At 74.0% G+C, this 17,537-nt stretch carries 16 protein-coding genes; 14 read left to right on the forward strand and 2 right to left on the reverse strand.

Annotated elements, in window-relative coordinates; genetic code table 11:
- Nucleotides 1–1,125 precede the first annotated feature (1,125 nt).
- The 6 genes from AB0D44_RS16220 (at nucleotide 1,126) to AB0D44_RS16245 (ending at nucleotide 7,249) form a co-directional block, all read left to right on the forward strand.
- The gene (locus AB0D44_RS16220) at nucleotides 1,126–2,127 is read left to right on the forward strand and encodes a TauD/TfdA family dioxygenase (RefSeq protein ID WP_362590489.1); all 1,002 of its coding nucleotides are present in this window, start codon (nucleotides 1,126–1,128) and stop codon (nucleotides 2,125–2,127) included.
- A 55-nt stretch (nucleotides 2,128–2,182) separates the two neighbouring features.
- The gene (ssuE, locus tag AB0D44_RS16225; RefSeq protein ID WP_362590492.1) at nucleotides 2,183–2,743 is read left to right on the forward strand and encodes an NADPH-dependent FMN reductase; all 561 of its coding nucleotides are present in this window, start codon (nucleotides 2,183–2,185) and stop codon (nucleotides 2,741–2,743) included.
- A 43-nt stretch (nucleotides 2,744–2,786) separates the two neighbouring features.
- Nucleotides 2,787–3,821, forward strand: a complete 1,035-nt coding sequence (locus AB0D44_RS16230; RefSeq protein WP_362590495.1) for an ABC transporter substrate-binding protein — start codon at nucleotides 2,787–2,789, stop codon at nucleotides 3,819–3,821.
- Nucleotides 3,822–3,829: 8 nt separating this feature from the next.
- On the forward strand, nucleotides 3,830–4,624 hold the full coding sequence (locus tag AB0D44_RS16235; RefSeq protein ID WP_362590498.1) for an ABC transporter ATP-binding protein: 795 nt from the start codon (nucleotides 3,830–3,832) through the stop codon (nucleotides 4,622–4,624).
- Nucleotides 4,625–5,004: 380 nt separating this feature from the next.
- The gene (locus AB0D44_RS16240) at nucleotides 5,005–5,763 is read left to right on the forward strand and encodes an ABC transporter permease (RefSeq protein WP_362590561.1); all 759 of its coding nucleotides are present in this window, start codon (nucleotides 5,005–5,007) and stop codon (nucleotides 5,761–5,763) included.
- A gap of 148 nt (nucleotides 5,764–5,911) precedes the next feature.
- Entirely contained in the window at nucleotides 5,912–7,249 is a 1,338-nt protein-coding gene (locus AB0D44_RS16245) for an LLM class flavin-dependent oxidoreductase (RefSeq protein ID WP_362590500.1), read from the forward strand.
- Between the two features lie 29 nt (nucleotides 7,250–7,278).
- On the opposite strand, the gene AB0D44_RS16250 is transcribed toward AB0D44_RS16245, so the two are convergent.
- Nucleotides 7,279–8,010, reverse strand: a complete 732-nt coding sequence (locus tag AB0D44_RS16250) for a DUF2470 domain-containing protein (RefSeq protein ID WP_362590503.1) — start codon at nucleotides 8,008–8,010, stop codon at nucleotides 7,279–7,281.
- Between the two features lie 158 nt (nucleotides 8,011–8,168).
- Here AB0D44_RS16250 and AB0D44_RS16255 point away from each other — a divergent pair, with 158 nt between their 5' ends.
- From AB0D44_RS16255 to AB0D44_RS16270, 4 genes are all read left to right on the forward strand, one after another.
- Complete coding sequence (locus AB0D44_RS16255) at nucleotides 8,169–8,564, forward strand: cell division protein SepF (protein ID WP_030012729.1); 396 nt, start codon at nucleotides 8,169–8,171, stop codon at nucleotides 8,562–8,564.
- A 256-nt stretch (nucleotides 8,565–8,820) separates the two neighbouring features.
- Nucleotides 8,821–10,002 carry an ATP-binding protein gene (locus AB0D44_RS16260; RefSeq protein WP_362590505.1) on the forward strand — a complete coding sequence of 394 codons (1,182 nt, stop codon included), beginning with the start codon at nucleotides 8,821–8,823 and terminating at the stop codon, nucleotides 10,000–10,002.
- 3 nt (nucleotides 10,003–10,005) lie between these two features.
- Nucleotides 10,006–10,407 (forward strand): nucleotide pyrophosphohydrolase, encoded by a 402-nt coding sequence (locus tag AB0D44_RS16265; RefSeq protein ID WP_362590508.1) that lies wholly within the window; start codon nucleotides 10,006–10,008, stop codon nucleotides 10,405–10,407.
- A gap of 122 nt (nucleotides 10,408–10,529) precedes the next feature.
- Complete coding sequence (locus tag AB0D44_RS16270) at nucleotides 10,530–11,015, forward strand: DUF6099 family protein (RefSeq protein ID WP_362590511.1); 486 nt, start codon at nucleotides 10,530–10,532, stop codon at nucleotides 11,013–11,015.
- A 41-nt stretch (nucleotides 11,016–11,056) separates the two neighbouring features.
- Here AB0D44_RS16270 and AB0D44_RS16275 read toward each other — a convergent pair whose 3' ends face one another.
- The gene (locus tag AB0D44_RS16275) at nucleotides 11,057–11,263 is read right to left on the reverse strand and encodes a hypothetical protein (protein WP_362590564.1); all 207 of its coding nucleotides are present in this window, start codon (nucleotides 11,261–11,263) and stop codon (nucleotides 11,057–11,059) included.
- A gap of 291 nt (nucleotides 11,264–11,554) precedes the next feature.
- On the opposite strand from AB0D44_RS16275, the gene AB0D44_RS16280 reads away from it, so the two are divergent.
- Genes AB0D44_RS16280 through AB0D44_RS16295 form a run of 4 tightly spaced genes read left to right on the forward strand, consistent with a single transcriptional unit; the run spans nucleotide 11,555 to nucleotide 17,532 of the window.
- Nucleotides 11,555–12,478: an LLM class F420-dependent oxidoreductase gene (locus tag AB0D44_RS16280; protein WP_362590513.1), complete on the forward strand. Its 924-nt coding sequence runs from the start codon at nucleotides 11,555–11,557 to the stop codon at nucleotides 12,476–12,478.
- Between the two features lie 16 nt (nucleotides 12,479–12,494).
- Nucleotides 12,495–13,388 (forward strand): homocysteine S-methyltransferase, encoded by an 894-nt coding sequence (gene mmuM, locus AB0D44_RS16285; RefSeq protein ID WP_362590516.1) that lies wholly within the window; start codon nucleotides 12,495–12,497, stop codon nucleotides 13,386–13,388.
- A 17-nt stretch (nucleotides 13,389–13,405) separates the two neighbouring features.
- Nucleotides 13,406–14,977, forward strand: a complete 1,572-nt coding sequence (locus AB0D44_RS16290; RefSeq protein ID WP_362590519.1) for a 3' terminal RNA ribose 2'-O-methyltransferase Hen1 — start codon at nucleotides 13,406–13,408, stop codon at nucleotides 14,975–14,977.
- On the forward strand, nucleotides 14,974–17,532 hold the full coding sequence (locus AB0D44_RS16295; RefSeq protein ID WP_362590522.1) for a polynucleotide kinase-phosphatase: 2,559 nt from the start codon (nucleotides 14,974–14,976) through the stop codon (nucleotides 17,530–17,532). The genes AB0D44_RS16290 and AB0D44_RS16295 overlap by 4 nt, the downstream gene beginning before the upstream one ends.
- The last annotated feature ends 5 nt before the right edge of the window (nucleotides 17,533–17,537 follow it).

Below are 17,537 nucleotides of genomic sequence, written 5' to 3' on the forward strand. Positions count from 1 at the left end.
GTGCGGGTGCGCTGTCAGGCTCCGAGCCATGACCGCGAACGCACTCCTCGCCCCGCGGCTCCACACCTCCGGCCTCTGTACCGCGCCCGGCGGGTGTCCGGGCCGCCGCTGTCCGGGCCCACGCCCCGCCTGACCCCACGAACCGGGGGCCGGCCGGGGCCGACGGCCGGACCTGAGCCTGAGGGCCCGAGCCAGGGAACCTGACCCGAGGGCGCGAGCCGGGAGCCCGAGCCCACGGTCCGTGCCGGAGGGCACGAGCTCGACGGTCCGAGCTCGACGGCCCGAGCCCGGAGGTCCGAGCCCAGGGTCCGTGCCTGACGTCCGTGCCGCGGCCCGAGGGCCTGAGCCCACGACCTGAGCCTGATGGCCCGAACCTCACGCCCCGAGCCCCGAGCCCGGAGCCCGAGCCCAGGGTCCGAGCCCTGGGTCCGTCCTGACGGCCGGGGCACGGCCCGTGGCCCGAGCCCAGGGTCCGAGCCCTGGGTCCGTCCTGACGGCCGGGGCACGGCCCGTGGCCCAAGCCCGAGGGTCTGAGCCCACCGGTCCGTGCCTGACGGCCGGAACCCGGGAGCCCGACCCTGACGGTCCGAGCTCGAAGTCCCCACCTGGTGACCCGCGCCTGATGGTCCGGGCCCGGGGCCCGCGCCCGATGGCCTGCGCCCGACGGTTCGAGCCCACGGCCCGTGCCTGACCGGCCGGGACCCGCGGCCCGTGCCCGACGGCTCGTGCCCGAGGGTCCGGGCCCACGGCCGGTGCCTCAGGCCTGCGCCCGACGGCCCGTGCCTGACGGCCGGGACCCGCGGTCCGAGCCCGCGGCTCGTGCCCGACGTGGCCCGGCCGCGGTGTCGAGGCCCCGAGGACCCCGTGGTCCGGCGGTCGGCGGGGTCCGCCACCGGCCGTGCCACGGCCGGGCGGCCGGGCACGGTCCACGGCCCGGCTTCCCGTCCCGTCATGCGCGCAGTGCTCCCCGCCGCCCTTCGTCCTCATGCCCGGCCCGCGCGTCTTCCCGTACGGCCCCGTCACCTCCTACCGCGCTGCCTCCTGCCCTCCTCCGGGAGCAAGCCGCACGTCCTTCGATTCCTTCTCTGCGGGAACATCCAACCGCGCCCTGACCAGGGAGTTCTCATGGCCACTGCCACTGCCACTGCCACTGCCACTGCCACCACCTCCGTCACCGTCACGAAGATCGGCGGCCGCATCGGGGCCGAGCTCGGCGGCGTACGGCTCGGCGGGGACCTGCCCGCCGCCACCGTCGCCGCCATCCGCGCCGCGCTCCTCGACCACAAGGTCGTCTTCTTCCGCGGCCAGGACCACCTCGACGAAGCCGGTCACGAGGCCTTCGCCCAGCGGCTCGGCGCCCCCGTCGCGCACCCCACCGTCCCCTCCGCGGACGGCCGTTACGCCCTCGGCATCGACTCCCAGCACGGCGCCCGCGCCAACCAGTGGCACACCGACGTCACCTTCGTCCCCGCCTACCCGGCCTTCTCCATCCTGCGCGCCGTCACCGTCCCCCCGTACGGCGGCAACACCCTGTGGGCCAACACCGCCACGGCCTACGCCCACCTGCCCGCACCGCTGCGCGCCCTCGCCGACAGCCTGCGCGCCGTCCACTCCAACGAGTACGACTACGCCGCGCTGAAGCCCGACGCCCTCCCCGAGGCGCTGGCCCAGTACCGCGAGGTCTTCACCTCCACGAAGTTCCTCACCGAGCACCCGGTCGTCCGCGTCCACCCCGAGACCGGTGAACGCACCCTGCTGCTCGGCAACTTCGTACAGCGCATCCAGGGCCTCACGGGCCGCGACTCCCGTCTCCTCCAGGACCTCTTCCAGGCCCACATCGAGAGCCCCGAGAACACCGTCCGCTGGCAGTGGCAGGCCGGCGACGTCGCGATCTGGGACAACCGCGCCACCCAGCACTACGGCGTGGACGACTCCGACGACCACGAGCGCACCCTGCGCCGCGTGACGGTGGACGGGGACGTGCCGGTCGGGCCCGACGGCGTCCCGTCCCGGCTGATCAGTCCCGAAGCCGTCCCGGACCCGGCCTTCGGCATCGCCTCCGGGGCCTCCACCTCCGCCTCCGGGGCCTCCACCTCCGCCTCCGGGGCGTCCACCTCCGCCGCCTGACCGTCCGCCCCCGCCGCCTGACCGTCCGCTCCCGTACGACGCCCAAGGAGCCCCCGTGCCCCAGCTGCTCGCCATCACCGGCAGCCCCTCCGCCCACTCCCGTACCGCCGTCGTCGCCGACCACGTGCTGCGCCGCCTGGCCCACTCCGGCTTCGCCACCGCCCACCTGTCCGTACGCGACCTGCCCGCCGCCGACCTGCTGTCCGCCCGCCGCGGCGAGCCCGAAATCCGCCGGGCCCTGCAGGCCGTCGCCGACGCGGACGGCATCGTCCTCGCGACCCCCGTCTACAAGGCCTCGTACACCGGCCTGCTCAAGGCCTTCCTCGACCTGCTCCCGCAGGACGGCCTCGCCGGCAAGACCGTGCTCCCGCTCGTCACCGGCGGCAGCCTCGCCCACGTCCTGACCATCGACTACGCCCTGCGCCCCGTGCTCTGCGCCCTCGGCGCCCGGCACGTCACCGCCGGGCGGTTCGTCCTGGACTCCTCCGTCGAGCGCGGCTCCGGCCCCGACCGGTTGCGGCCCGAGGCCGAGCTGGACCTCTTCCAGGCCGTCGACGAGTTCGCGGACGCCCTGCGGGGCGCCGCGCACGCCACCGCACTCGCCGCCACCGCATAACGCCCCGGCCCCCACGCAACCCCAGCACCGACAAGGACCCGCCATGCCCGCAGCCTCCACCCCGACCACCACCTCCCGGCGCCAGTTCCTCACCCTGCTCGGCATCTCGGCGGCCGCGGTGAGCTGCGGCACGGCCACTGCCAACGGCGGCGGATCCGGAGCCCAGGTCGAGACCCTGAAGTACCAGGGAGCGGTCGGCGCGGTAACGCTCCCCGAACTGGCCGCTGACCTCGGCTACCTCGAGGACGTCACCCTCGAATGGGTCGGCAACACCACCAGCGGACCGCAGGACATCCAGTCCGCCGCCACCGGACAGACCCACTTCGGCAGCGCCTTCAACGGCGCGGTCATCAAGCTCGCCGCCGGCAAGGCGCCGATCAAGGCGGTCATCTCCTCCTACGGCTCGGACCAGTACTCCTACGCCGGCTACTTCGTCCTGGAGGACAGCCCGATCCGCTCCGCCCGCGACCTGATCGGCAAGAAGGTCGGCATGAACACCCTGGGCGCGCACTACCAGGCCCTGCTCGACCTGTACCTGAGCCGCAACGGCCTCTCCAAGGCGGACGCGGCCAAGGTCGAGGCCCTGGTGGTGCCGCCCGTCAACACCGAACAGGCGCTGCGCGCCCGGCAGATCGAAGTCGGGGTGCTCACCGGCATCCTGCGCGACAAGGCGCTGGCCTCCGGCGGCATCCGCCCGCTGTTCACCGACGTGGAGCTGCTCGGCCCGTTCAGCGCCGGCACTTACATCATGACCGAGCGCTTCATCAAGCAGAACCCGGACACCGTACGGACCTTCGTGACGGGAGTGGCCAAGGCCATCGAATGGTCCCGCACCACGCCGCGCGAGGAGGCCGTCGCCCGGATGACCGAGATCGTCAAGAAGCGCGGGCGCAACGAGGACACGACCGCCCTCCAGTACTGGCGCTCCTTCGGGATCGCCGAGACGGGCGGCCGGATACCCGACGCGGAGTTCCAGCTCTGGCTCGACTGGCTCGGCGAGCGCGGCGAGATCAAGCAGGGGCAGTTCAAACCGTCCGACCTCTACACCAACGAGTTCAACTCCTACGGAAAGGGGTGACGGCCGCCGTGGCGAAGATCGTGTTCGAGGCGGTGCGCAAGACGTTCGGGGACTTCACCGCCCTCGACGGCATCGACCTGGAGATAGACAGCGGCGAGTTCCTCGTGGTGGTCGGCCCCAGCGGCTGCGGCAAGTCCACCCTCCTGGACCTCCTCGGCGGGCTGTCGAGCCCGACGGGGGGCCGGATCCTGCTCGACGGGAAGCCGGTCACCGGGCCGGGCCTGGACCGCGGCATCGTCTTCCAGCAGTACGCGCTGCTGCCGTGGCGGACCGCCCAGGGGAACGTCGAGTTCGGGCTGGAGGCCACCGGGGTACCGCGCCGGCAGCGCGCCGCCCGCGCCCGGGAGTTCCTCGACCTGGTCGGGCTGACCGGCTTCGAGGACCGGCACCCGCACCAGCTGTCGGGCGGCATGCGCCAGCGGGTCGCGATCGCCCGCTCGCTGGCCTACGACCCGGACGTGCTGCTGATGGACGAGCCGTTCGCCGCGCTCGACGCGCAGACCCGCGAGTCCCTCCAGGACGAGCTGCGCCGGATCTGGCAACGGACCGGCAAGACCGTCGTGTTCATCACGCACGGCATCGAGGAGGCCGTCTACCTCGGGCAGCGGGTGGCCGTCATGACCTCCCGGCCCGGCCGGGTCAAAGAGGTCGTCCCGGTCTCCTTCGGCGACCGGGACGGGCTCCTCGGGGAGGCCCTGCGGTCCAGCCCGGAATTCGCCCGCTACCGGCACGACATCTGGAACCTCCTCCACGACGAGGTGGCCCGCGCCCAGCAACTGGAGAAGGAGGCGGCAGCAGCATGAGCACCGGAACCGACACCACCGCCCTGGCCGCGGCGGGCGTCACGGCCCCGCCCGCGCACCCGTCGGACACCGCACCCCACAAGGCCCCGGCCGGGCCCGCCCCGACGGCGGGAAGCCCAACGGCCGCCGACCCGGCCCCCCAGACCCCGGCGCCGACGGGGGCAGGCCCCGGGGCCTGCCCCCGCAGAACCCCCGCCCCGGCGGTGACCTCCGGCCAGGCGACGCCCTCCGGCCAATCGGTGGCCTCCGATCCGGTGGTGGCCTCGGGCACGGCGGCGGCCTCCGATCCGGTCGTGGCCCCGGGCACGGCGGCGGCCTCGGGGCCGGGGGTGGCCCCCGGTCCGGGCGCGCGCCGTACGCGGTCCGGCGTCCCGGCCGTCGTGCGTGCGGTGAAGGCCGTGGCCCTGCGGTCCGCCGCGGTCCTCGCCCTGTTCGCCCTCTGGGAGGTCGCCCCGCGCGCCGGCCTGGTCGACGCCACCTTCCTGCCCCCGATCAGCGAAGTGGCCGTGGCCTGGTGGGAGCTGGCCGGCGACGGACAGCTCGCCGAGCACACCGGGGCCAGCCTGGTCCGCTCCTTCGGCGGCTTCGGGATCGCCGTGGCCGTCGCCGTCCCGCTCGGCCTGCTCATCGGCTGGTACCGGCCCCTCGCCGACTTCCTCGGCCCGCTCCTGGAGGTCTTCCGCAACACCGCGGCCCTCGCCCTGTTGCCCGTATTCGTCCTGCTCCTCGGCATCGGCGAGACCTCGAAGGTGTCGATCGTCGTCTACGCCTGCCTCTGGCCGGTCCTGCTCAACACCATCAGCGCCGTCCGCAACGCCGACCCCACCCTGGTCCGGCTCGCGCGGTCGATGGACCTCTCCACGCCGCGCCTGTTCCAGAAGGTCATCCTCCCGGCCTCCGTGCCGGCGGTCTTCACCGGCATCCGGCTCGCCGGCGCCGTGTCCATCCTCGTCCTCGTCGCCGCCGAGATGATCGGCGCGAAAGCGGGACTCGGCTTCCTGATCAACGCCTCGCAGTTCAACTTCGCGATCCCGCAGATGTACGCGGGCATCATCACGATCTCCGCGATCGGCGTCGCCTTCAACCAGCTCCTCGTCACCGTCGAACGCCGCCTCAGCCTCTGGCGCGTCCCCGCCTGAAGCCTCCACCGCACCGGAAGACGGGAGCGCGGCCCCCGCTCCCGCACCGGATCCGCAGTCCGCACCCCGCACCCCGCGCACCCCGCACTCCGCCGATCACACGCTCCCGCGAGGCCGCCGGCCCCGCCCCCGAACCCCAGGAACAGCCATGACCGCACCCCGCACCCTCCACCTCAACGCGTTCCTCATGAACGCCGGACACCACGACGCCGCCTGGCGGCACCCGGACAGCACCCCCGAACGCGTCACCGACCTGCGCTACTTCCAGGAACTGGCCCGCACCGCCGAACGCGGACGGCTCGACTCGATCTTCTTCGCCGACGGGGTCGCCCTCTGGGGCCAGGCCCGCCACAACGCCGTCGGCGGGTTCGAGCCGCTCACCCTGCTCTCCGCCATCGCCGCCGTCACCGAGCACATCGGACTGATCGCCACCGTCTCCACCACCTTCAACGAGCCCTACAACCTGGCCCGGAAGTTCGCCTCCCTGGACCACATCAGCGGCGGCCGCGCCGGCTGGAACATCGTCACGTCGGGCAGCGTCGACGAGGCGCGCAACTTCAACCGGGACGAGCACCTGGAGCACGGCCGCCGCTACGAGCGGGCCCGCGAGTTCCTCGAGGTGGCCACCAAGCTGTGGGACAGCTGGGAGGACGACGCGATCGTCCTGGACAAGGAGCGCGGCATCTACGCCGACACCGACAAGCTCCACCCCGCCGCCCATCGCGGCGAGCACTTCGGCGTGGCCGGCCCGCTGAACGTGCCCCGCTCACCGCAGGGCCACCCGCTGCTGGTGCAGGCCGGATCCTCCGAGGACGGCAAGGAGTTCGCCGCCCAGTACGCCGAGGCCGTCTTCACCGCCCAGCAGACCCTCGCCGACGGCCAGACCTTCTACAAGGACCTCAAGTCCCGCCTGGCGAAGTACGGCCGGGCCGAGGGCGACCTGCTCGTCCTGCCCGGCATCGCGCCCGTCATCGGGTCGACCGAGGCCGAGGCCAAGGCCCTGGAGCAGCAGCTCACCGACCTCCAGGTGCCGGAGTACGGCCTCGCCCAGCTCTCCCAGATGCTCGGCGTCGACCTCACCGGCCGCCCCCTCGACGGCACCCTGCCGGACCTGCCCGAGGAGCGGGACATCAACGGCAACAAGAGCCGCTTCACGCTCGTCGCCGAACTGGCCCGCCGCGACGGCCTGACCCTGCGCGAGCTGATCGCCCGCCTCGGGGCCGGCCGGGGCCACCGGGTCTTCGCCGGCACCCCGGAGCAGATCGCCGACCAGCTGGAGGAGTGGTTCACCGGGGGCGCCGCCGACGGCTTCAACATCATGGCCCCCGTCCTGCCCACCGGCCTGACCGACTTCGTCGACCAGGTCGTGCCGATCCTCCAGCGGCGCGGCCTCTTCCGTACCGAGTACAGCGGGCGCACGCTGCGCGAGAACTACGGTCTGCCGCGGCCCGCGAACCGCTATGCGAGCGGCGGGGCGCGTGCCTGACGGTGACACCGTCAGGACGAGCCTTCCTTTCAGGCGGGCAGGGTGTTGCGGTGCGAGCGCCGCCGGGCCGCGCTGAAGAGCGCCTGGATCTGTGCGCCCGACTGCTCCACGTCGTCGAGCGGCGAGGGGAAGGGCAGCCGTACGTCGCGGTGGCCGCGCCGCTCCTCGAGCCGCAGGGTGATCCCGTAGCGGTCCATGGCGACCGGCAGTGCGCGGACCACGGGGGCGGCGGGCAGCGGCTGGACCAGGCGCAACAGCAGGGTGACGAGGTCGGGGTGGTCGTCGAGGAGGTGCGTGAGCATGCCCGCCTCGTACGGGGCCAGCGGGTCGGGGAGGGCAGCGTCCAGTTCGTCGAGCCCGACGTACGAGAAGCCGTCCGCCGTTTCCAGGACGGACCGTTCGAATTCCATGCAGGTGCCGTCGCCGTCGCCGGCGCCGTAGCCGTCGGGCGTGAGGGCCGCGTACGGGCTGAGCAGGCGCCCCACGAGGGTCACCCGGGCCCGCACCCGGTCGCGTACCGGGGTCGGCGCGACGTCGGTGAACTCCAGCCGGATCGGCGGCCGGTGCTCGGCGTGCCCGCCCGGTTCGGCGGGGTGCAGGTGCAGCCGGCCCATCGGGTCGCCGCCGTCGAGGTGGCGGACCTCGGTGCGCAGCCCGTCGGTCACCGCGGTCATCGAGTGGGCGGCGGCCAGGATCGACCGCACCCGTTCGGCGTCGGTGGGCAGGGCGGCCGGGGTGGCAGGGGCACCGGACATGCGCATCTGGATCTCTCCATCGTCCCGAGAACTTAGGTATGCCTAACCTAACTCAATTCGCCCGTGGGGAGTAGCCCGTTCCGGCTCGTGTCGTTGTTGGGCTGAACGGGTGAAACGCGAGAGGATGGGGGGATGCACATGAAGCGCGCGGCCGAGGCGGCCCGGTGAGCAGGTACGACGTCACCGACGAACAGTGGGAGGGGCTCGCGCAGGTGGTCCCCCTGCGCAGTCGCAACGAATGGCCCTCCCGGGTGGACCACCGCACCATTCCCACGGCGCCCGGGGCGTCGGCGGCGGAGCAGCGGCGCTTCGTGGTGATCCGGGTCCAGATCTTCGCGGACGCGCGGGAAGTGGCGGAGTACCTGATCGCGCAGATCCCGGTGCTGCTGGACCTCACCGGCGCCGACAGCGAAGTGGCCAAGCGGATCCTGGACTTCAGCAGTGGCGTGGTCTTCGGGCTCGGCAGCGGAATGCACCGGGTGGACCGAAACGTCTTCCTGCTGGCGCCCGTCGGGACCGAGGTCGAGGGGATCGCGGCCGCAGCCGTCCCCCGATCGTAGGAAGGTCGCCGCGACGTAACGGTTCGCCGGGTCCCCGCGGGGTCCGGCGGCCCGTACCGTCCGCCGCATGGACGCCACCCTCCCCGCGGCCCGCCCCGCCACCCGCCCTGCCGGGCTCCCCGCCGCCCCTTCCGCCGCCGTCTCCGCCGCCCCTTCCGCCGCCGATTCCGCCGCACCACCGGCCGCCGTTCCTGCCGCCGTGCGTGCTGCGCCCCCCGCCGCTCCGCCCGACGGGGTGCCCGCCGCCCGACCCGTCATGGTGTTAGCCGGCGACGGCCCCGCGGCCGCGCCCGCAGGGACCGTGCCCGCGCAGGCCGGGCGGCTGCACCGGCCGGCGGTCACCGAACTGCGGCTGTCCGCCTTCGGGCCGCACCGCGGGGCCGCCTTCGCGCTCGGGCCCGTCACCCTCTTCGCCGGGCCGAGCGGCAGCGGCAAGTCCCAGGCCCTGGCCGCCTACGAGGCCCTCGCCGCGCTCGGCTCCGGAGCCACCCTCGAGGAGGCCTTCCCCGACCCGGGCTCCCGCATCCCCGACCTCGCCGTCCCCGACGCCGACCGGCGGCGCGGCTTCCGCATCGGCTGCACGGTCGACGGCCCCGCCGGACCGGTCCGCCTCGACCTCGCCGTCCAGGCCGAGCCCACCTTGCGCATCGTCGGCGAACGCCTTTCGCAGCCGGGGCAGATCCTGCTGGCGACCGCGCTGCGCGACCCCGGCCGCCGCTCCGTGCAGGGCGCCTGGCTGACCGGCGGCACCGGCGGCGTCACCCGGGCCCCGCTGCCCGACGACCGGCTCGGCACGGCCCTGCTCCCGCTGCGCGTGGCCGGCGCCACGGCCGGCCAGCGCCAGGTCCTGGCCGCCGCCGAGCAGGTGGTGGTGGCGCTGCGCTCGGTGTTCCCCTGCGACCCGCGGCCCGGGCGGATGCGCGCGCCGGTCCCGCCGGGGGAGGGCCGACTGCTCGGCGACTGCGCCAACCTGGCCGACGTACTGCGCAGGACCCGCCACGAGTGCGGTACCCGGCACGCACTGCTGGCCGAGGCCGCCCGGGCGGGCTGCGCGGGACCCGTCGCCGGGCTGGACGTGCGGGCCCCCGCCGGCGGCCCGGTCACCGCCGTACTGGACCGCGGCCCCGGCCGGCCCGCCACGGAACTGGCCCGTCTCGGCGCGGGCGAACTGCGCTTCCTCGCGCTGGCGCTGGTCCTGCTGACCGGCCCCGGCGTGCTCGCCATGGACCCGGCCGCCGAACTGCTCTCCGCGCAGCAGGCCCTGACGGTGCTGGCCGACGGCTTCGACCGCGGTCTGGACGGCCGCCAGTGCGCCGAACTCCTGCGCCTGGCCCTCCTGTCGTGCGGGCGCGGCCACGTCCGGCTGGTGGCGGCCGCGGGGGAGCGGACCGCGGAGGCCGCCCGGCTCCTGGCGGGCGTCACGGTGGTAGACCTGTGATCCATGAGCGACGCCAAGGACACGAACGACACGCACGACGGCCCCGCCCCCCGCGGTGAACGGCTGGACCTGCTGCAGCGCAGGCTCGCCGACTTCGCCGCGGCGCGGGGCTGGGAGCCCTACCACACGCCCAAGAACCTGGCGGTGGCGCTGAGCGTGGAGGCGGCCGAACTGGTCGAGATCTTCCAGTGGCTGACGCCGGAACAGTCGGCGAAGGTCATGGAGCAGCCGGAGACGGCCCACCGCGTGGCCGATGAGGTGGCCGACGTCCTCGCGTATCTGCTGCAGTTCTGCGGGGTTCTCGGGGTGGATGTGCTGGATGCGCTCGCCGCGAAGATCGAGAGGAACGAGCTCCGCTTCCCGGTGGAGGGCGAACAGGCACCGAATCGTCACTCTTCGGAGTGATGGACTCCCTCACAATCACATTTGTGTCCACATTTTCCGAATACCCCTGGCTTTACTGACTCATTGCCCTCACTCTGGGTAGTGGTGAGATGGCGGGATGTCGTGCGGACGGGGGACGGCATATGGATGCGGTACGGCTCATCGCGGCCGGCCGGCACGCGCTGGCACAGAGTGGGGCTGCGTGGGACATCGTGGGCGAGGCCTGGCAGGCCCAGGCGCTCGCGCAGGGCGTAGGGAGCTATCTGGCGGTCACCGGGCCGCCGGAGATGAGAGCGGAGGCACGGGGACTGGGGGAAGCGGGAGGCAGAGGCTGCGGGGTCATCGACCGGGCGGCGCTGCGCGGAGAGGGCAGTGCGCCCGAATATCCGGCGCGGGCCGCGCAGTTGACGGCAGTCGCGGACGTCCGACAGGCGTTGCTCGGACTGCAGGCGCTGCTCGGCGAAGTGGGCATAGCCCTGGTCGGGGTGGCCTGCGGGACGGACGACGAAGCGCTGTACTGGCAGTGCATAGAGTCGATCGACGCGGCTGACGAGTCGAGCGACCGGGTGCGGGCGATCCTGCGCCGCATGGCGGTGCGCGAGCGGGGGTCGGCCTCGGGCGTGGCCTGAGGTGTCGACGGGTCCCGTCGCGCGCGACGGGACCCGCACGGTCAGAACGACCGGTGGGCCGGGCGCTCGCCTTCGGGGGCGGGCGCGCCGGTGACGGGGGTGCCGGGCCCGGGCGTGCCCGGGATGCGGTCGGTGGAGGCCTGGAGGTCGGCGTCGAGCTGCGACAGGTCGGCGTTCAGCGCCGCCATCAGCTCTTCCATCTGCTGCAGCAGGCCCTTGGGTGCGCCGCCCCCGGAGGGGACCGCCACCGCGGACTCCTGGCGTGCGTCGTCGTGTGCTGCCTGTCCGGACTGTCCGGTCTGTCGGTGGGTCTCCGGCACGACCTCGTGGGACATGGCGGCCTCCTCGGCCCTGGCCCTTCCGGGGCGGAAGGGCGCGGTGGACGCACCGGCGATGCGGCCGCCGGCGCGCGGGCCGGGCGGTCCGGCTCCGTCCGAGCCAACGATCCCTTTCCGGGGTGGTCACTGGCGGCGTCCGGGGTGGACCGTCCGGTTGACGCAGATTCACCCGGCAGGGGTGGGCGGGGCAGGATGGGGGGCATGGATCTTCGCATTTTCACCGAACCCCAGCAGGGCGCGAGCTACGACACGCTCCTGGCCGTCGCCAAGGCCACCGAGGACCTCGGCTTTGATGCGTTCTTTCGTTCCGATCACTATCTGAAGATGGGCGCGGCCGATGGCCTGCCCGGGCCCACCGACGCGTGGATCACCCTCGCGGGCCTGGCCCGCGAGACCCGGCGGATCCGGCTGGGCACTCTGATGACGGCCGGCACCTTCCGGCTGCCCGGCGTGCTCGCCATCCAGGTCGCCCAGGTCGACCAGATGTCCGGCGGCCGCATCGAACTGGGCCTGGGAGCGGGCTGGTTCGAGGAGGAGCACAGGGCGTACGGGATCCCCTTCCCGGCGGAGCGGATGGCCCGCCTGGAGGAGCAGCTGGCGATCGTCACCGGTCTGTGGGCCACCGAGGCCGGCGCCACCTTCGACTACGCGGGCCACCACTACCGCGTGGAGAACTCGCCCGCGCTGCCCAAGCCCGCCCAGGCCAAGGTGCCCGTGCTCATCGGCGGCCACGGCGCGCGCCGCACCCCGCGCCTCGCCGCCCGGTACGCCGACGAGTTCAACATGCCCTTCGCGTCCCTCACCGACAGCCGACGGCAGTTCGGCAGGGTCCGGGCGGCCGCCGAGGAGGCCGGGCGCAAGGCCGACGACCTCGTCTACTCCAACGCCCTCGTGGTCTGCGTCGGCAAGGACGACGCCGAGGTCGCCCGCCGGGCCGCCGCGATCGGCCGGGACGTGGACGAACTCAAGGCCAACGGTCTGGCCGGCTCCCCCGCCGAGGTCGTGGAGAAGATCGGGGCCTACGGAGCCATCGGCTCCTCCCGCGTCTACCTCCAGCTGCTCGACCTCGACGACCTGGACCACCTGGAGCTGATCTCTTCCCGGGTCCTGCCCCAGCTCGGCTGACGGGAGCGCAGCAGCGATGCCCCGTGCGTCCGGCCCGCTCGCCGAAGCCCTGGCCCACCGCACCGTGCTCCTGGACGGCGGGCTGAGCAACCAGCTCGCCGCCCAGGGCTGCGACCTGTCCGGCGGTCTGTGGACGGGCCGGGTGCTCGCCGAACGGCCCGACCAGGTGGCGGCCGCCCACACCGCCTACGCCCGTGCCGGCGCCGAGGTCCTGATCACCGCGAGCTACCAGATCGGCCCCCGCCACCCGCGGGCCGCCGAGCTGCTGCACCGCAGCGTCGCCCTCGCCGCCCGCGTCGCCGGGGCCGCCGGCCACGAGGTGTGGGTGGCCGCCTCCGTGGGCCCCTACGGGGCGGTGCTCGCGGACGGCTCCGAGTACCGCGGCCGGTACGGGCTGAGCGTGCGCGAGCTCACCGCCTTCCACCGGCCCCGCATCGAGGCCCTGCTCGCCGCGGGACCCGACGTCCTCGCCCTGGAGACCATCCCCGACCCGGACGAGGCGCAGGCCCTGCTCACCGTCCTCGCGGAGACGGGCGCCCCGGCCTGGCTGAGCTACACCGCCGCCGGCGGCCGCACCCGCTCCGGCGCGCCCCTCGCCGAGGCCTTCGCCCTCGCCGCGGCGTCCCCGCAGGTCATCGCGGTCGGCGTCAACTGCTGCGATCCGGCGGAGGTGCTGCCAGCCCTGGAAGCGGCCGCGGCCACCACCCGCACGCCGCTCGTGGCCTACCCCAACGACGGCTCGGTCTGGGAGGCCGCCACCGCCACCTGGCACGCCCCGCGGACCGAGGCCCCCTGGCCCACCGCCGCCTGGCTCCGCACGGGCGCCCGCCTCATCGGCGGCTGCTGCCGCATCGGCCCCGACCGGATCGCAGCCCTCCGCGGGAAAATGGCGGGCACCGATGGGCGGTGACCAGCAACAATCGTCGTGTGTTCCTGACGATCTCCACCACCGGCTCCCCTGAACGTCCCGCCACCGATCTGGGCTACCTGCTGCACAAGCATCCCGGGAAGGCGCAGGCGTTCTCCACCTCCCACGGCGCCGCCCACGTGTTCTACCCCGAGGCCACCGCCCAGCGGTGCACGGCGGCCCTGATGCTGGAGGTGGATCCCGTCGCGCTCGTGCGGCGCGGACAGGGCAAGGGCCGGGGCGGAGCGCCCGATGCCGCGCTGGCGCAGTACGTCAACGACCGGCCGTACGCGGCCTCCTCGCTGCTCGCGGTGGCCCTCAGCGGGGTGTTCCGCAGTGCGCTGAAGGGGCACTGCGCCGCCCGCCCGGAGCTGCCGGAGCAGGCGCGGCCGCTGCGCGTCGAGATCCCGGCGCTGCCCGCGCGCGGCGGGGCCGAGCTCGTGCACCGGCTGTTCGACCCGCTCGGCTGGGACCTCGTACGGGCCGAGCCCGTACCGCTCGACGAGCGGTTCCCCGAGTGGGGGGACTCCCGGTACGTACGGCTCGTCCTGGAGGGCGAGCTGCGGCTCGCCGACGCCCTGCGCCAGCTGTACGTCCTGCTGCCCGTGCTCGACGACGCCAAGCACTACTGGATCGCCCCCGACGAGGTCGACAAGCTGCTCCGCGCCGGAGACGGCTGGCTGGCCGCCCACCCCGAGAACGCTCTGATCAGCTCCCGCTACCTGGCCCGCCACAAGCGGCTGACCCAGAGCGCCCTCGAGCGCCTGGAGCTGGTCCGCCTCGCCGAGGCCGACGGCAGCGAGGTCGAGGAGCTCGACAACGCCGTTGACGAGGCGGCCGATGCGGACGAGCCGGGCGGTGCGTCCGAAGGGCAGGAGGGGCCGGTACCGCTCGCCGTTCGGAGGCGGGACGCGATCCTCGCCGCCCTGCGCGACGCGGGCGCCCAGCGGGTGCTGGACCTGGGCTGCGGTCAGGGGCAGTTGGTCCAGGCGCTGCTCAAGGACCCGGCGTACAGCGAGATCGTCGGCATGGACGTGTCCGTGCGGGCCCTGAACCTGGCGGCCAAACGGCTGCGCCTGGAGCGCATGGGGGAGCGGCAGAGCGCGCGCGTGAGGCTGCTCCAGGGCTCGCTCGCCTACACCGACAAGCGGCTGGCGGGCTACGACGCGGCCGTGCTCGGCGAGGTCATCGAGCACCTGGACCCGGAGCGGCTGCCCGCGCTGGAATACGCGGTGTTCGGCTCGGCCCGCCCGCGCACCGTCCTCGTCACCACCCCGAACGTCGAGTACAACGTCCGCTGGGAGACCCTGCCCGCCGGGCACGTCCGGCACGGCGACCACCGCTTCGAGTGGACGCGCGCGGAGTTCCGCGCCTGGGCCGGGTCCGTCGCCGAACGGCACGGGTACGGCGTCGCGTTCGTCCCCGTCGGCGACGACGACCCCGAGGTCGGCCCGCCGACCCAGATGGCCGTCTTCACCCGGGCCGACCCCGACACCACCACCGACCCCGACACCACCACCGACACCAGCGCCGATGCCGGCACGACCACCGACACCACCACCGACACCCCGAAGGAGGGCGAGGCCGCATGACCACCGCCCACGGGACCGGAACCCGCCGCGTCCTCCCCGTCACCGACCTGTCCCTCGTCGTCCTGATCGGGGCCACCGGCTCGGGCAAGTCCACCTTCGCCCGCAAGCACTTCAAGCCGACCGAGGTCATCTCCTCCGACTACTGCCGCGGGCTCGTCGCCGACGACGAGAACGACCAGAGCGCCAGCAAGGCCGCCTTCGAGGTCCTGCACTACATCGCCGGCAAGCGGCTGGAGGCCGGCCGCCTCACCGTCGTCGACGCCACCAGCGTGCAGCCCGAGTCCCGCAGGCAGCTCGTCGAGCTCGCCCGCCGGTACGACGTGCTGCCCATCGCCATCGTCCTCGACCTGCCCGAACAGGTCTGCGCCGAGCGCAACGCGGCCCGCCCCGACCGGGCCGGGCTGCCGCGCGCGGTGATCCAGCGCCACCGCCGCGATCTGCGGCGTTCGTTGCGCGGACTGGAGCGCGAGGGCTTCCGCAAGGTGCACGTCTTGCGTTCCGTCGAGGAGGTGGAGGCCGCCGAGGTCGTCCTGGAGAAGCGCTTCAACGACCTCACGCACCTCACCGGGCCCTTCGACATCATCGGTGACATCCACGGCTGCTCCTCCGAGCTGGAGACCCTGCTCGCCAAGCTCGGGTACCGGGACGGGGTCCACCCCCAGGGGCGCACCGCCGTCTTCGTCGGCGACCTCGTCGACCGCGGCCCGGACAGTCCCGGCGTCCTGCGCCGCGTGATGGGCATGGTCAAGTCCGGCAACGCCCTGTGCGTGCCCGGGAACCACGAGAACAAGCTGGGCCGTTACCTGAAGGGCGCCAAGGTCCAGCGCACCCACGGCCTCGCCGAGACCATCGAGCAGCTGGAGGCGGAGCCGGAGGAGTTCGTCCAGGAGGTGCGGGAGTTCATCCGCGGCCTCGTCAGCCACTACGTGCTCGACGGCGGCCGGCTGGTGGTGTGCCACGCAGGGCTGCCCGAGAAGTACCACGGCCGCACCTCCGGCCGGGTCCGCTCGCACGCCCTGTACGGGGACACCACCGGCGAGACCGACGAGTTCGGCCTGCCCGTGCGCTACCCGTGGGCCGAGGACTACCGCGGCAAGGCGGCCGTGGTCTACGGCCACACCCCGGTCCCGGACACCGCCTGGATCAACAACACGATCTGCCTGGACACCGGGGCCGTCTTCGGCGGGAAGATGACCGCCCTGCGCTGGCCCGAGCGCGAACTGGTCGACGTCCCGGCCGAGAAGGTCTGGTACGAGCCGGTCAAGCCGCTCGCCGCCGAGGCGCCGGGAGGGCACGACGGCCGCCCGCTGGACCTGGCCGACGTCCACGGGCGCCGGATCGTGGAGACCCGCCACCTGGGCAACGTCACCGTGCGCGAGGAGAACGCGGCGGCGGCCCTGGAGGTCATGAGCCGCTTCGCCGTGGACCCCCGGCTGGTCCCGTACCTCCCGCCGACGATGGCCCCGACGGCCACCTCCCGGGAGGAGGGCTACCTGGAGCACCCGGCCGAGGCGTTCGCGCAGTACCGCAAGGACGGCATCGCCCAAGTGGTCTGCGGGGAGAAGCACATGGGCTCCCGCGCCACCGTCCTGCTCTGCAAGGACGCCGGCGCGGCCCGCGAGCGCTTCGGCGTGGACGGCCCGACCGGGTCCGTCTACACCCGCACCGGACGGCCGTTCTTCAAGGACGCCGCGGACACCGAGGAGGTCCTCGCCCGGATCCGCACGGCCGTCACCGACGCCGGCCTCTGGGAGGAACTGGACACCGACTGGCTGCTGATCGACGGCGAGCTGCTGCCCTGGTCCCTGAAGTCCGGCGGCCTGCTGCGCCACCAGTACGCCGCCGTGGGCGCGGCCTCGCGCGCCGTCTTCCCGGACGCGATCGCCGCCCTGGAGGCGGCCGCCGCCCGGGGCGTCGGCACCGGCGAGCTGCTGGAGCGCCAGCGCGGCCGGGCCGCCGACGCGGCTGCCTTCACCGACGCCTACCGGCGCTACTGCTGGACCACGGAGGGGCTGGAGGGCGTGCGGTTCGCGCCGTTCCAGCTGCTGGCCGCGGCCGGGCGCTCGCTGGCCGCGGTCCCGCACGACGAGCAGCTGTTCTGGCTGGACCGGCTGGTCGCCGCCGACGAGGCGGCGGGCACCGGGCTGCTGCGCCGCACCGCCCGGATCCTGGTGGACCCCGCGGACGAGGACTCCGTACGGGCGGGCACCGACTGGTGGCTGGAGCTGACGGCCGCAGGCGGCGAGGGCATGGTCGTCAAGCCGCTCCAGGCGTACGCCAGGGACGGCAAGGGCCGCCTGGTCCAGCCCGGGGTCAAGGTCCGCGGGCGCGAGTACCTGCGGATCATCTACGGTCCCGAGTACACCCGCCCCGACCACCTGGAGCGGCTGCGCGAGCGCTTCCTCGGCCACAAGCGCTCGCTGGCCCTGCGCGAGTACGCGCTGGGGCTGGAGGCGCTGGACCGGCTGGCGGCCGGCGAGCCGCTGTGGCGGGTTCACGAGGCCGTCTTCGCGGTGCTGGCCCTCGAGTCGGAGCCGGTCGACCCCCGCCTCTGAGCCGG

The organism is Streptomyces sp. NPDC048349, assembly GCF_040651925.1.
Taxonomy (GTDB): Bacteria; Actinomycetota; Actinomycetes; order Streptomycetales; family Streptomycetaceae; genus Streptomyces.